Annotated in this window: 11 protein-coding genes; 8 read left to right on the top strand and 3 right to left on the bottom strand. The window is 73.0% G+C overall.

Features of this window, described 5'->3' with window-relative positions:
• Positions 1–102 precede the first annotated feature (102 nt).
• Positions 103–849 carry a hypothetical protein gene (locus tag ACZ7KF_RS09635; protein ID WP_471070802.1) on the bottom strand — a complete coding sequence of 249 codons (747 nt, stop codon included), beginning with the start codon at positions 847–849 and terminating at the stop codon, positions 103–105.
• A 141-nt stretch (positions 850–990) separates the two neighbouring features.
• Between ACZ7KF_RS09635 and ggt the strand changes: the two genes are divergently transcribed.
• Complete coding sequence (ggt, locus tag ACZ7KF_RS09630) at positions 991–2,790, top strand: gamma-glutamyltransferase (RefSeq protein ID WP_471070799.1); 1,800 nt, start codon at positions 991–993, stop codon at positions 2,788–2,790.
• Between the two features lie 23 nt (positions 2,791–2,813).
• On the opposite strand, the gene ACZ7KF_RS09625 is transcribed toward ggt, so the two are convergent.
• Both ACZ7KF_RS09625 and map read right to left on the bottom strand, forming a co-directional pair.
• Positions 2,814–5,357 (bottom strand): ATP-dependent Clp protease ATP-binding subunit, encoded by a 2,544-nt coding sequence (locus ACZ7KF_RS09625; protein ID WP_471070797.1) that lies wholly within the window; start codon positions 5,355–5,357, stop codon positions 2,814–2,816.
• A gap of 197 nt (positions 5,358–5,554) precedes the next feature.
• Positions 5,555–6,331 (bottom strand): type I methionyl aminopeptidase, encoded by a 777-nt coding sequence (map, locus tag ACZ7KF_RS09620; RefSeq protein ID WP_471070794.1) that lies wholly within the window; start codon positions 6,329–6,331, stop codon positions 5,555–5,557.
• A gap of 54 nt (positions 6,332–6,385) precedes the next feature.
• Between map and ACZ7KF_RS09615 the strand changes: the two genes are divergently transcribed.
• From ACZ7KF_RS09615 to hydA, 7 genes are all read left to right on the top strand, one after another.
• Complete coding sequence (locus ACZ7KF_RS09615) at positions 6,386–6,637, top strand: helix-turn-helix domain-containing protein (protein ID WP_471070791.1); 252 nt, start codon at positions 6,386–6,388, stop codon at positions 6,635–6,637.
• A 99-nt stretch (positions 6,638–6,736) separates the two neighbouring features.
• Positions 6,737–8,374, top strand: a complete 1,638-nt coding sequence (locus tag ACZ7KF_RS09610) for a hypothetical protein (protein ID WP_471070788.1) — start codon at positions 6,737–6,739, stop codon at positions 8,372–8,374.
• A gap of 204 nt (positions 8,375–8,578) precedes the next feature.
• The gene (locus ACZ7KF_RS09605) at positions 8,579–9,421 is read left to right on the top strand and encodes a nitrilase-related carbon-nitrogen hydrolase (RefSeq protein ID WP_471070785.1); all 843 of its coding nucleotides are present in this window, start codon (positions 8,579–8,581) and stop codon (positions 9,419–9,421) included.
• Between the two features lie 29 nt (positions 9,422–9,450).
• Positions 9,451–10,710: an aspartate aminotransferase family protein gene (locus ACZ7KF_RS09600; protein ID WP_471070979.1), complete on the top strand. Its 1,260-nt coding sequence runs from the start codon at positions 9,451–9,453 to the stop codon at positions 10,708–10,710.
• A 53-nt stretch (positions 10,711–10,763) separates the two neighbouring features.
• Positions 10,764–12,344, top strand: coding sequence for a PucR family transcriptional regulator (locus ACZ7KF_RS09595; protein ID WP_471070782.1), 1,581 nt, complete (start codon positions 10,764–10,766; stop codon positions 12,342–12,344).
• A gap of 155 nt (positions 12,345–12,499) precedes the next feature.
• Positions 12,500–13,342: a nitrilase-related carbon-nitrogen hydrolase gene (locus tag ACZ7KF_RS09590; RefSeq protein WP_471070779.1), complete on the top strand. Its 843-nt coding sequence runs from the start codon at positions 12,500–12,502 to the stop codon at positions 13,340–13,342.
• Positions 13,343–13,445: 103 nt separating this feature from the next.
• Positions 13,446–14,849, top strand: coding sequence for a dihydropyrimidinase (gene hydA / locus ACZ7KF_RS09585; protein WP_471070776.1), 1,404 nt, complete (start codon positions 13,446–13,448; stop codon positions 14,847–14,849).
• The last annotated feature ends 1 nt before the right edge of the window (position 14,850 follow it).

Genomic DNA, 14,850 nt, shown 5'->3' with positions numbered 1-14,850 from the left:
AGTGCAAAGTGACCCGACGGTAACCGTGCCCTCTTACCGCAAGTAACCCGTCGGTAAGTTACGTGCGGGTAAAGATTGTTGACGCGCGGGACTGTTGAACGGTCAGGCGGCGTCCGCGGATGCCGGCTCCGGCGGCGGGCGCAGCGCGGTCCGCGTCACGTCCGCCACCAGCTCGACCACGTCGGGCCCGTACGCCTGCGAGTTGACCACCTTCAGCAGCAGGACGAACGGGCCGGTGCCGTGCCTGCGGTGCAGCCGCTCGTGGTGGCGGGCGAGATAGCGGGTGGCGGCCTGGTTGGTGATGGCGCGCTGGCCGCAGAAGAGGAACACCGGGCGGGAGTTCGCCTGCCCGCCCGCGGTGAGCCGGGCGAGCAGCACGTACTCGCTCCGGCCGCGGTCCATGCGGTACTCCTCGGTGCCGATCCGCAGGCTGCCCTGCTCCGGCCCCGCGTCGGTCTCGACGTTCATCCGCACGCCCGGCAGCAGCGACGAGAGGTGGGCCGCCGTCCGGCGGTTCGAGTACGGCCCGCCGACGCAGAACTCCGTGCGCTCGCCGAAGCCCTGCCGCGCGGCGTCGTGCGCCACGACCTGGGCGCGCGCGTTGCAGTCCTTGATCAGTGCCGCGAGCTCCAGCAGGGCGAACACGTCGTACCGCATCACCGCCAACTCCGGTCCGCCCGCCTTGTGGTTGACCACCATCAGCGACTCGGAGTGGTCCGGCAGTCCGAAGAAGACCTGCTTGCGCCGCAGCCGGCGCTTCCACAGATACGTCCGGGACACCCAGCCGAGCGCGGCCGAGACGCCCGCGGCGATGACGCCCAGGACGATGTTGCGCACGTCGTCGTTCATGGCCGCGCATGCTAGCGGCCCCGGGCGATCATTACGTACCTGTGTTCGATCTGTGACGTGGTGTGAATAAGTCCCGGGGCGTACTGTCGGTACAGCACACAACTGGTTACGCTGCGCGGACTGTCCCGACGGGAGGTACGCATGGGTCGCCCTGGTACGCGGAAACTGGCGGTTCTGGCCGTCTCGGCCGCCGTGGTGTCGGTGGGTGCGGCGCCGCCCGCCGCGACGACGGGCGGGGCGACCGCCAAGGTTCCCGTGGCCGTCGGCTACGGCGGTGCGGTCGCCAGCGTGGACGCGGACGCCTCCGCCGCCGGCATCGAGGTGCTCAAGCGCGGCGGCAACGCGGTGGACGCGGCCGTCGCCACCGCCGCCGCGCTCGGCGTCACCGAGCCCTACTCCGCCGGTGTCGGCGGGGGCGGTTACTTCGTCTACTACGACGCCGGGTCCCGGACCGTGCACACCATCGACGGCCGCGAGACCGCGCCGCTCTCCGCGGACTCCGACCTGTTCACCGAGAACGGCAAGCCGCTCGCCTTCGCCGACGCCGTCAGCAGCGGCCTCGCCGTCGGCACCCCGGGCACGCCCGCCACCTGGCAGCGGGCGCTGGACGAGTGGGGCAGCAGAAGCCTCGGCACCGTCCTGAAGCCGGCCGAGCGGATAGCCCGCGACGGCTTCACGGTGGACGACACCTTCCGCTCGCAGACCGCGTCCAACGAGACGCGGTTCCGCTACTTCCCCGACACCGCGAAGCTGTTCCTGCCGGACGGCAGGCTCCCCGTCGTCGGCTCCACCCTGAAGAACCCCGAACTCGCCCGCACCTACGAGGAGCTGGGCCGCAAGGGCGTCGACGCGATCTACCGCGGGGACATCGGCGACGACATCGTCAACACGGTCGAACACCCGCCCGTGGACCCCGCCTCCGGCTGGAACGCGCGCCCCGGCAAGCTGGCCGAGAAGGACCTGGCCGTCTACCGGGCCAAGCTCCAGGCGCCCACCAGGACGTCCTACCGCGGCCTGAACGTGTACTCCATCGCGCCCTCCTCCTCCGGCGGCACCACGGTCGGCGAGGCCCTTAACATCCTGGAGAACACGGACCTGTCGAAGGCCAGTGAGGTGCAGTACCTGCACCACTACATCGAGGCCGGCCGGATCGCCTTCGCCGACCGCGGACGCTGGGTCGGCGACCCCGCCTTCGAGGACGTGCCCACCAAGCAGCTGCTGTCGCAGCGGTACGCGGACTCGCGGGCCTGCCTGATCAAGGACGACGCGGTCCTCACCAGCCCCCTCGCCCCGGGCGACCCCCGCCACCCCGCCGCCTGCGGCAAGGGCGGCACGGCCGCTCCCACGACGTACGAGGGCGAGAACACCACCCACCTGACGGTGGCCGACAAGTGGGGCAACGTCGTCGCCTACACGCTCACCATCGAGCAGACCGGCGGCAGCGGCATCACCGTCCCGGGCCGCGGCTTCCTGCTCAACAACGAGCTGACCGACTTCTCCTTCGCCCCGGCCAACCCGGCCGTCCACGACCCGAACCTGCCGGGCCCGGGCAAGCGCCCGCGTTCCTCGATCTCGCCGACGATCGTCCTGGACCGGCACGACAAGCCCGTGGTGGCGCTCGGTTCGCCCGGCGGCGCGACCATCATCACCACCGTGCTGCAGACGCTCACCGGCTTCCTGGACCGGCACCTGCCCCTGGTGGACGCCATCGCCGCACCGCGCGCCAGCCAGCGCAACGCCGCCAGGACCGAGCTGGAGCCGGGCTTGTACAACAGCGAACTGCGGGGGCGCCTGGAGGCCATCGGGCACTCCTTCAGCCTGAATCCCGAGATCGGCGCGGCCACCGGTGTGCAGCGGCTGCCGAACGGGAAGTGGCTGGCCGCCGCCGAGAAGGTACGGCGCGGCGGCGGTTCGGCGATGGTGGTGAACCCGGCGCCCTGACGGCCACCACCGCGGCCCGCGGCTCAGAGTTCGGGCGCGGGCGGCTGCGCTTCCTCCGCGCGGAAGTCCAGCCGCCCGTCCCGGGCGTCCACCGTGACCCGGCCGCCCTCGGTGACCGTGCCGTTCAGCAGCAGCCGGGACAGCTGGTTGTCCACCTCCCGCTGGATGGTGCGGCGCAGCGGCCGGGCGCCGTACTCCGGCTGATAGCCGCGCTCGGCGAGCCAGTCCACGGCGGCGGGCGTGAACTCCACGGTGACGCCCTGTCCGTCCATCAGCCGCCGGGTGCTCTCCAGCAACAGATCGGTGATCCGCCGCAGTTGCTCGCTCGTCAGCTGGCGGAAGACCACGATCTCGTCGATCCGGTTGAGGAACTCCGGCCGGAAGTGCTCGCGCAGCGGACGCAGGATCTGCTCGCGCCGCGCCTCCTCGTCGGCCTCGGCGCCACCCGGCCCGAACCCGATCCCGGCACCGCGCCGGATGATCGCCTCCGAGCCCAGGTTGCTGGTCATCACGATGACCGTGTTGGTGAAGTCCACCGTCCGGCCCTGGGAGTCGGTGAGCCGGCCGTCGTCCAGGACCTGGAGGAGGATGTTGAAGACGTCCGGGTGCGCCTTCTCCACCTCGTCCAGCAGCAGCAGCGAGTACGGGTGCCTGCGCACCACCTCGGTGAGCTGCCCGGCCTCCTCGTGGCCGACGTAGCCGGGCGGGGCGCCCACCAGCCGGGAGACCGTGTGCCGCTCCTGGTACTCGCTCATGTCGAGGCGGACCATGCGGTCCTCGCTGCCGAACAGCACGTCGGCGAGCGCGCGGGCCAGCTCGGTCTTGCCGACGCCGGTGGGGCCGAGGAAGAGGAAGCTGCCGATCGGCCGGTGCGGGCTCGCCAGCCCCGCGCGGGACCGCAGCACCGCCTCGGACACCACGGCGACGGCCTCCTCCTGGCCGACCACCCGCTGGTGCAGATGCTCCTCCAGCCCGAGCAGCCGTTCCTTCTCCTCCTGGGTCAGCCGGCTGACCGGGATGCCGGTCTGCCGGGACACCACCGCGGCGATGGCCTCCGCCGTCACCTCCAGCTGTCCCTCGTCGGCCGTGTCCTCGTTGCTGGCCTCCACGATCTGCCGCTTCAGCTCGCCGATCCGGTCGCGCAACTGCTTGGCCTGCTCGTAGTCCTCGTCCGCGACCGCCTGGTCCTTGTCCCGGACCAGCTGCTCGACCGAGCGTTCCATCGCGCGCACGTCCGTGCCCTTGGTCCGCGCGCCGAGCCGCACCCGGGCGCCGGCCTGGTCGATCAGGTCGATCGCCTTGTCCGGCAGCCGCCGGTCGGTGAGGTACCGGTCGGACAGCTCCACGGCGGCGACCAGCGCCTCGTCGGTGTACTGGACCTGGTGGTGGGCCTCGTACCGGTCGCGCAGCCCGCGCAGGATCTCGATCGTGTCCTCGACGGTCGGCTCGGGCACCAGGATCGGCTGGAACCGGCGGGCCAGCGCCGCGTCCTTCTCGATCCGGCGGAACTCCTCCAGCGTGGTCGCGCCCACGATGTGCAGCTCGCCCCGTGCGAGGGCGGGCTTGAGGATGTTCCCGGCGTCCATCGCGCCGCCCTCGCCGCCGGAACCGGCGCCGACGACGGTGTGCAGCTCGTCGATGAAGACGATCAGCCGGTCGGAGTGGGCGCGGATCTCCTCCACGATGTTGTTCAGCCGCTCCTCGAAGTCGCCCCGGTAGCGGGTGCCGGCCACGACACCGGTGAGGTCCAGGGCGACCACCCGGCGCCCGGCCAGGACGTCGGGCACGTCCCCGTCGGCGATCCGCTGGGCCAGCCCCTCCACTATGGCCGTCTTCCCGACGCCCGCGTCACCGATCAGGACCGGGTTGTTCTTGCCGCGCCGCGACAGCACCTCGATGGTCTGCTCGATCTCCGTGTCCCGTCCGATGACCGGGTCGATCCGGCCCTGCCGGGCCGCCTCGGTGAGATCGCGGCCGTACTTGTCGAGGGTCGGCGTGCCGGTCGGCCGCTGCCGCTCCGGGCGGGGCTGCGTGGCCTCCGGGGTCTCGGGAGGCAGGGCGCCCGGCGAGAACCGGGCCGCGTGCAGGATGTGCCCGGCCGCCGAGTCCGGATTCGCGGCCAGCGCGCTCAGCACGTGCTCCGGGCCGATGTATCCCGCGCCGCTCGACCGCGCCATGTCGTGCGCGTCCAGCAGGGCCCGCTTGACGGCCGGGGTCAGCGACAGCGAGGTCGGCGGCGGGGCCTCGCCCGGCTGGTGCTGGACCGGGCCCGCGCGGTCGTCGATCTCCGTCGCGAGCGAGTCGGGGTCCGCGCCCGCCCGGCTCAGCAGGCTCCGGGTGGGCTCCTTCGACACGGCCGCCCGCAGCAGGTGCTGGGTGTCCAGATCCCGGCTGCCGTGCTCGGCGGCGTACTGGGCCGCTCCTCTGACCAGCTCCCGGGCCGGCTGGCTGAGCAGACGGCCGATGTCGATGTGGCGCGGCCCTTGCGCTCCGCCGCTGCTGGGGAGACCCCCGAAGAAGCGGGCCATGAATTCGCCGAAGGGGTCAGGAGGGTAGCCGTTGGTCATGGCGAGATTCCTTCGCTGATGACATGCGGAGCGGCCGGGTAACCCGGGGGCGGGTTGCTCATGCCCACGATGTCACGATCTGTGGGGGTGGGCATGTTCGCCTGCGGGGGAGGGGCGCCCGTCGTCCGGCGGCCGTGGGCGGGGTCCGGCCGGCCGCGGACGCGGGGCGCGTCCGCGGCCGGCCGGGCCCGCGTCCCTCAGGGGGTCTCCCTCGCCGTCAGCACCCGGGGGCCGTCCTCGGTGATCGCCACGGTGTGCTCGACGTGGGCCGCGCGGGAGCCGTCCGTCGTCCTCAGGGTCCAGCCGTCGCCCGCCTCGTGGTAGGCGTCCGTACCGCCGGAGATCAGCATCGGCTCGATGGCGAGGACCATGCCGGGGCGGAGCGGGAGGCCGCGGCCGGGCCGGCCCTCGTTCGGGACCTCGGGCTCCTCGTGCATACGGCGTCCCACGCCGTGGCCGCCGAAGCCTTGCGGGATGCCGTAGCCGGCCGTGCGGCAGACCCGGCCGACGGCATGGGCGATGTCGCCGATGCGGTTGCCCACGACGGCCGCCGCGATGCCCGCCGCCAGTGCCTGCTCGGCGGTCTCGATCAGCCGCAGGTCCGCGGGGTCGGGGCGGCCCACCACGAAGCTGACCGCCGAGTCGCCGACCCAGCCGTCCAGGGCGGCGCCGCAGTCGAGGGAGAGCAGGTCGCCGTCGCGGAGCCGGTAGCGGGTGGGGATGCCGTGCACGATCGCGTCGTTCACCGAGGCGCAGATCACCGCGGGGAAGGGGGTCGGGGCGAAGGAGGGGCGGTAGCCGAGGAACGGGGAGGACGCGCCCGCCTCGCGCAGCACCTCCCGGGCCACCTCGTCCAGCTCCAGCAGTGAGACGCCGACGCCCGCGGCCTTTCGTGCGGCCGTCAGGGCGCGTCCCACGACTCGGCCCGCCGCGTGCATCGCGTCGATCGACGTCTCCGTCTTCAGTTCCATCATGCCAATTACTATACCGGTATTTTAATGGGGTCGAGCGGAGGGCAGAATGGGGGCATGGTGCGCACCCCCCTCACCCCCGAAGAGCGCGAGCGCGGCGAGCGGCTCGGGCGACTGCTGCGCGAGGCGCGCGGCGGCCGGAGCATGGCCGACGTCGCCGCCGAGGCGGGCGTCTCCGCGGAGACGCTCCGCAAGATCGAGACGGGGCGGGCGCCGACACCGGCGTTCTTCACCGTGGCCGCGCTGGCGAGCGTCCTCGGCCTGTCCATGGACGAACTGGTCGCACGGTGCGCCCTGGTGCCCGTCTGAGGTCTCCGCGCGCTGCCGGAAAACTCTCCGTAGCAAGCCCGTAACACGACTGGTGTTGCCTACCGGACGGAGCACTGGCGGTCGGGCAGGAGCTGGGCGATGGCTGTGGAACAACTCCCCGGTCGGGTAAGCGAGTTCGCGAGCTACCTGGACGCCCTGCTGGCGCGTCTCGATCCCCGCGGCGGCTGGAGCGGCGTCTTCTGGCAGCGGGACCCCGAGGGCATGCGCGCCTGCCTGGACGGGCGCGAGGTGCCGCCGTGGGACGTGGTGGAGGCGCTGCTGGAGGACCTCGGCGCGACGTACGGTCCCGCCGCCGCGACGGCCGAGCGGGAACGGGCCCGCGCGCTGCACGCCGCCGCGCTCACCGCGTACGACGCCCGGCCCGGCGCCCGGGAAATACTGCTCGACCGGCTCGACGGCATGCTCCGCGAGCAGCGGTACGCCGCGGAACGCCATGCCGAGCTGAACCGGCTGCTCTCCGCGCCGACGACCGTGGCGGAGGCCGAATCCCTCCGAGCCGATCTGGCCTGGGCCCGCGACGACCACGCCCGTGCCACGGCCCGCTGCGCCGAACTCCGGTCCCGGCTGGCGGAGTCGGACCGGCGACGGCAGGCGGGACCGCCCCCGGGGGCGACCTCGCCCGCGCCCCCCGACCGGGCGGCCGGGCCGCGGCCCGGCGCCGCTGCCGACTCCGTCGCCCCACCCGCACACCCGGCCGGCGCTCCCGCGAGCGGGCCCGGCGACCACGCCCGTACGGCCCAGGCCACCGGTGCGCCACCCGTGCCCGCCGAGGAAGCCGCGCACCCCGTCCGGACCGCCCCCGCCGCCCCGTACGCCGCCCGGACCGCCGCCACCGCCCCCCGGGCCACCTCCTACGCCGAGGAGGGCACGCGGGCCGTCGCGGCGGTGCCCCCGGCGCCCCGAACCGGCTCGCCGGGCGCCCCCGTCCCGCCCGGCGGCGACCCCGCCTTACCCGGCACCCCCGCCTCACCCGGCGCTCCCGCGAAACCCCGCAAACGGCGGCGCGGCGGCGCGCGGTTCGCCGGGGGCGCCGACGGGGACGGGGCCGCCCCGGTCGTCGCCCCGGTCGTCGTGCCCGAGGCGGCCTCGGGTGCGCCGGAGGCCGGCGGTGGACGCCGCACGCCCCGCGGGGCCCGGTTCGCCGGGGTCGCGGAGGTGGCCGAGGCGGTGGCGCCGGTGGTGGACGAGGAGGCCGGCGCGGCGGTCGCCGGAGCCGTCGCACGGCTGGCGCGGCTGCGCGCCGCGGGGCGCAGCGGAGAAGCGCACGTCCTGCTGGCCGAGGCCGCGCGATGGCCCGTGGGCCGGCTGCCGCTGCTCGCCGACGCCCTGCACCGGGCCGGGCTCGGCGCCGACTGGGCCACCCTGCTGTGGGAGGCCGCCGCGCTGCCCGCCGAACGGCTGGCCGCCGCCGCCGACGCGCTCGCCGCGGCCGGGCGGGACGACGACGGGCGGCAGATGCTGCGGCAGGGCGTGGCGCGGCCCGCGGAGCAGATCGGCGCGGCCGTGCTCCAGCTGGCCGGTGAGGGGCGGGACAGGGAGCTGCGGGCCCTGCTGGACGCCTGCGTACGGGTCCGCACGCCCGAGGAGGCCGCCCGGTGTGCCGCCGTCGAACCCGGGCGGCTGGTTCCGCTGCTGCTGGACGCCGCGCTCGGCGTCTCCGCCGAACGGCACTGGGACCTCGTGCACGCACTGCGCGTCGCGGGGTACGCGCCGTGACCGAGGCCGGCCGACGGCGTCCCGGTCTGCCCCGGTCCGCCCCCCGGCCGGCGGATCCGCTCACCCACAGGAGTGTGAAACGTGATCGACTCCGCGGGTTGACGACGATGGTCTTGGCAAGGGACTCGCAGAGGCTTACGTTCGTGCCTCTACGGCCTGCTCTACGGGCGTAGAGGCTCTGACGTCGTGTCGAAGGAGCAGCTCATGGCCAACGTCGTCCGCGCCGCTCTGGTCCAGGCCACCTGGACCGGCGACACCGAGTCCATGGTGGCGAAACACGAGGAGCACGCCCGTGAGGCGGCCCGCCGGGGCGCGAGGATCATCGGGTTCCAGGAAGTCTTCAACGCCCCGTACTTCTGCCAGGTCCAGGAACCGGAGCACTACCGCTGGGCCGAACCCGTGCCCGACGGGCCGACCGTCCGCCGGATGCGGGAGCTGGCCCGCGAGACCGGCATGGTGATCGTCGTCCCGGTCTTCGAGGTCGAGCAGTCCGGCTTCTACTACAACACCGCCGCCGTGATCGACGCCGACGGGACCTGCCTCGGCAAGTACCGCAAGCACCACATCCCGCAGGTCAAGGGCTTCTGGGAGAAGTACTACTTCAAGCCGGGCAACCTGGGCTGGCCCGTCTTCGACACCGCCGTCGGCAAGGTCGGCGTCTACATCTGCTACGACCGGCACTTCCCCGAGGGCTGGCGGCAACTGGGACTCAACGGAGCCCAGTTGGTCTACAACCCCTCGGCCACCCACCGGGGCCTGTCCGCGCATCTGTGGCAGCTGGAACAGCCCGCCGCGGCCGTCGCCAACGAGTACTTCGTCGCCGCCATCAACCGGATCGGCCAGGAGGAGTACGGCGACAACGACTTCTACGGAACGTCGTACTTCGTGGACCCGCGCGGGCAGTTCGAGGGCGAGCCGGCCAGCGACAAGACCGAGGAACTCCTCGTCCGCGACCTGGACTTCGACCTCATCGAGGAAGTGCGGCAGCAGTGGGCCTTCTACCGCGACCGCCGCCCCGACGCCTACGAAGGGCTGGTGCAGCCGTGAACGACCTCGCCTCCCGCCACCGCCGGGTCATGCCCGACTGGCTGGCGCTCTACTACGACGACCCGATCGAGATCACCCACGGCGAGGGCCGGCACGTCTGGGACTCCGCGGGACGCAGGTACCTGGACTTCTTCGGCGGCATCCTGACCACGATGACCGCGCACGCGCTGCCCGAGGTGACCAAGGCGGTCGGCGAGCAGGCCGGCCGGATCATCCACTCCTCGACCCTCTACCTCAACCGGCCGATGGTCGAACTGGCCGAACGCATCGCCCAGCTGAGCGGCATCCCGGACGCCCGCGTGTTCTTCACGACCTCCGGCACCGAGGCCAACGACACCGCCCTGCTGCTCGCCACCGCCCACCGCCGCAGCAACACCGTCCTGGCCATGCGCAACAGCTACCACGGCCGGTCCTTCAGCGCGGTCGGCATCACCGGCAACCGCGGCTGGTCACCGACCTCCCTGTCCCCGCTGCAGACCCTGTACGTCCACGGCGGTGTGCGCACCCGGGGGCCGTTCGCCGCTCTCGACGACCGCGCGTTCATCGACGCCTGCGTCGCCGACCTGAAGGACGTCCTCGGCCACACCCGGCCGCCGGCCGCGCTGATCGCCGAACCGGTGCAGGGCGTCGGCGGGTTCACCTCGCCGCCCGACGGGCTGTACGCGGCCTTCCGCGAGGTGCTGAACGCCCACGGGATCCTGTGGATCGCCGACGAGGTGCAGACCGGCTGGGGCCGCACCGGCGACCACTTCTGGGGCTGGCAGGCGCACGCCCGCAGCGGCCCGCCGGACATCGTCACCTTCGCCAAGGGCATCGGCAACGGCATGTCCGTCGGCGGCGTCATCGCGCGCGCCGAGATCATGAACTGCCTGGACGCCAACAGCATCTCCACGTTCGGCGGCACCCAGATCACCATGGCCGCCGGTCTCGCCAACCTCGCCTACCTCCTCGAACACGACCTCCAGGGCAACGCCCGGCGCGTCGGCGGGCTGCTCATCGAGCGGCTGCGGGCCGTCGCCGCGCAACTGCCCGGGGTGCGGGAGGTGCGCGGACGCGGCCTGATGATCGGCGTCGAGCTGGTCGAGCCGGGCACGGACAAGGCCGACCCGCGGGCCGTCGCCGCCGTGCTGGAGGCGGCACGGGAGGGCGGGCTGCTCATCGGCAAGGGCGGCGGACACGACACCAGCGCCCTGCGGATCGCCCCGCCGCTCTCGCTGACCGTCGCCGAGGCCGAGGAGGGCGCGGCGATCCTGGAACGCGCGCTGCGCAGCCCCTACGAGAACGGCTGAGGCGCCCGCACCGCGCCGTGGGGGAGCAGGTACGAGAGAACAGGTGTACGGCCATGACGACGACCCCGGAGTTCCGGCACGCCGGTCCGCCGCCGCCCGAACCCGTCCTCTCCGTGCGCCAGGTGCTGGCCCTGGAGCGGGTGCTCGCCGGGGAGCCCGAGGTCGTCGCCGGTGCCGGACAGCTCGACCGACCGGTGCGCTGGGTGCATGTCGCCGAGGCCGCCGACGTCGGCGTGATGCTCAGCGGCGGCGAGATGGTCCTCACCACCGGTGTGCTGCTCGCCGGGGACGAGACCCGGCAGGCCGAGTACATCCGGTCCCTGCACCGGGCCGAGGCGGCGGCCGTCGTCCTCGGCCTCGGGCGGGCCTTTCCGGCTCCGCCCGAGGTGATGCGCCGGGCGGCCGAGCGGTGCGGGCTGCCGATGGTCGTGCTGCACCGGCCCTTCCCCTTCGCCGAGCTGACCGAGGAGGTGCAGTCCCGGCTGGTACGGCGGAAGTACGCCGCGATCAGCCTGTCGGAGACCGTGCGCACCGCCCTCACCGGACTGATCACGGCCGGCGCCCCGCTGCAACGGCTGCTCGACGAGATCGCCCGGCACAGCGGCTGCCCGGTCGTGGTCACCAATCTCGCCCACCGCGTCCTCGGCACGGCGGGCGAGCGGTCAGCGGTGGACGACGTGCTGCGCGACTGGGAGCGGATCGCCCGGCAGGCGAGCGCCGCCGGCGCCGGCGACGGCTGGGTCCACGCCGAACTGGGCGGACGCGGGGAGCGATGGGGCCGGCTGCTGCTGTGCGGCTACCGGGGCGAGCCGGCCACCGGGCGGCTGCTCGCCGACCGGGGGGCCGAGGCCCTGGTGCTGCACCGGATGCTCGGCGGCGGTTCCGCGCACAGCTGGGAGGAGCAGTCCGCGCAGAGCCTGCTGACCGACCTCGTCTCCGGGGTCGTACCGGCCCGGCAACTGCTGCCGCGGGCCCGGGCGGCCGGACTGCCGGTCAACCGGCGCACCTTCGTCCCGCTCGTCGTCCGCGACCGCAGCCCGGAGGGGCTCGACCGGGTGCTCCGCCTGCTGGGGCTGCCGGGCATCGTCGCCGAACTCGCCGACGGGGCCGCCGCCGTGCTGCTCAGTCTCGCCCGTGACCAGGACGCCGAAGCGCTCACCGCGCACTTCGCGGCCCGGCTGCGGGCCGGGGCGCCGGCCGTGGTCGCCGCCGCGGGCCCGCGTACCGGCTGGGAGGACGTGCCCGCCGGACTGCGCGAGGCCCAGCACGTCGCGGACGCCGTGGCCGGCTCCTTCGCCGCCCTGGACCTGCCGGACGTCGTCCGCCTCAAGGACGTCCATCTGCGCGGGCTGATCCGGCTGCTGCGCGACGACCCGCAGGTGCAGTCGTTCGCGGAGCGCGAGCTGGACGGGCTGCTGTGCGAGGCCGAACCCGAGCTGCTGAACGTCCTGCGGACCTATCTGGCGACGGGCCGCAACAAGTCCCGCACCGCCCAGCTCCACCATGTCTCCCGCCCGGCCCTCTACCGCCGCCTGGAGGCGATACAGGGCCGCCTCGGAGTCGACCTGGACGACTTCGAACAGGCGGCCTCCGTGCACATCGCGCTCCTCGCGCACGACGCGCAACAGGGGTGAAACATGCGACGACCTGCGACAACGGCGGTGAAACATGGGACCGCGCACACGTGACACGGTGACACGCCGACCACCCCCGGACGTGACACGCTGCCCGTCGAACCGGCCGCCCGGGCTTCCTAGGCTCACCGCACACCGAGCTACCGGAGGTCCCGATGAGCCGAGTGATCCGAGCCGCCCTCTTCCAGACCGCCTGGACCGGCGACAAGGAATCCATGATCCAGGTCCACGAGCAGGCGGTCCGCGACGCCGCCGCCCAGGGCGCCCAAGTCCTCTGCTTCCAGGAGCTGTTCTACGGCCCCTACTTCTGCCAGGTCCAGGACAAGGCGTTCTACGAGTACGCCGAGCGCATCCCGGAGGGCCCGACCGTCCGGCGCTTCCAGACCCTCGCCCGCGAGCTGGGCATCGTCCTGGTCCTGCCCATGTACGAGGAGGAGCAGCCCGGCGTCCTGTACAACACCGCGGCTGTCATCGACGCGGACGGCTCCTACCTCGGCAAGTACCGCAAGACCCACATCCCCCAAGTGCAGGGATTCTGGGAGAAGTTCTACTTCCGGCCGGGCAACAGCGGCTGGCCCGTCTTCGACACCGCCGCCGGCCGGATCGGCGTCTACATCTGCTACGACCGCCACTTCCCCGAGGGCTGGCGGGCGCTCGGCCTCGCCGGAGCCGAGATCGTCTTCAACCCCTCGGCCACCTCGCGCGGCCTGTCCCGCTACCTGTGGCAGCTGGAGCAGCCGGCGGCGGCGGTCGCCAACGAGTACTTCGTCGGCGCGATCAACCGGGTCGGCGTGGAGGACCTGGGCGACAACGACTTCTACGGCACCACGTACTTCGTGGACCCGGAGGCGCGGTTCGTCGGCGAGGTGGCGAGCGACAAGGAGACCGAACTGGTCGTCCGCGACCTGGACCTGGCGGCACTCCGCGAGGTCCGCGACCGCTGGCAGTTCTACCGCGACCGGGCGCCGGGAGCCTACGGGCCGCTGACGGCACCGTAGAAGCGCCCCGCGGGGGAGCGGGACAGTGCTCGATGTGCGGCCACCGCCGCGCGGACGCGCTCAGCCACGACGCATCCGCAGATGATCACGAAGGAGAGGGCCCATGAACCGCCGCACCGTCATCCGTGGTGGTCTCGTCATCACCGCGTCGGACGAGATCCACGCCGACGTCCTGATCGAGGAAGGCCGCATCGCCGCCCTCGCCGCCTCCGGCACCCCGGCCGCCGAGGCGTTCACCGCCGAGCGCGTGATCGACGCCACCGGGAAGTACGTCATCCCGGGTGGCGTCGACGGCCACACCCACATGGAGCTGCCGTTCGGCGGCACCTTCGCCTCCGACACCTTCGAGACCGGCACCCGGGCCGCCGCCTGGGGCGGCACGACGACCATCGTGGACTTCGCGGTGCAGAGCGTGGGCCGCACCCTGCGCGAGGGCCTGGACGCCTGGCACGCCAAGGCCGAGGGCAACTGCGCGATCGACTACGCCTTCCACATGATCGTCTCCGATGTGAACCAGGAGACGCTCAAGGAGATGGACCTGCTGATCGAGGAGGGGGTGACGAGCTTCAAGCAGTTCATGGCCTACCCCGGCGTGTTCTACTCCGACGACGGACAGATCCTGCGGGCCATGCAACGCTCCGCCGAGAACGGCGGCCTGATCATGATGCACGCCGAGAACGGCATCGCGATCGACGTGCTGGTCGAGCAGGCGCTGGCCCGGGGAGAGACGGACCCCCGCTACCACGGGGAGGTGCGCAAGGCCCTGCTGGAGGCCGAGGCCACCCACCGCGCCATCCGGCTCGCCCAGGTCGCCGGGGCGCCCCTGTACGTCGTGCACGTCTCGGCCGCGGAGGCGGTGGCCGAGCTGGCACGCGCCCGGGACGAGGGACTGAACGTCTTCGGCGAGACCTGCCCGCAGTACCTGTTCCTGTCCACCGACAACCTCGCCGAGCCCGGCTTCGAGGGCGCCAAGTACGTGTGCAGCACACCGCTCAGGCCCAGGGAGCACCAGGCCGCCCTGTGGAAGGGCCTGCGCACCAACGACCTCCAGGTGGTCTCCACCGACCACTGCCCCTTCTGCTTCACCGGCCAGAAGGAGCTGGGCCGCGGCGACTTCTCCAAGATCCCCAACGGGCTGCCGGGCGTGGAGAACCGGATGGACCTGCTCCACCAGGCCGTCGTCGACGGGCACATCTCCCGCCGGCGCTGGATCGAGATCGCCTGCGCCACCCCGGCCCGCATGTTCGGCCTGTACCCGAAGAAGGGCACCATCACCCCGGGCGCCGACGCGGACGTCGTCGTCTACGACCCGCACGCCGAGCAGGTGATGTCCGCCGAGACGCACCACATGAACGTCGACTACTCGGCGTACGAGGGCAGGCGCGTCACCGGCCGCGTCGAGACGGTCCTGTCCCGCGGCGAGGTCGTCATCGACCAGCGGGAGTACACCGGACACGCCGGGCACGGCGTCTTCACCCCGCGCTCCACCTGTCAGTACCTCAACTAGG

This window comes from Streptomyces sp. NPDC038200 (genome assembly GCF_055600785.1).
The sequence above is the reverse complement of the archived record's forward strand: the minus strand, read 5'-3'. Positions and strand labels throughout refer to the sequence as shown.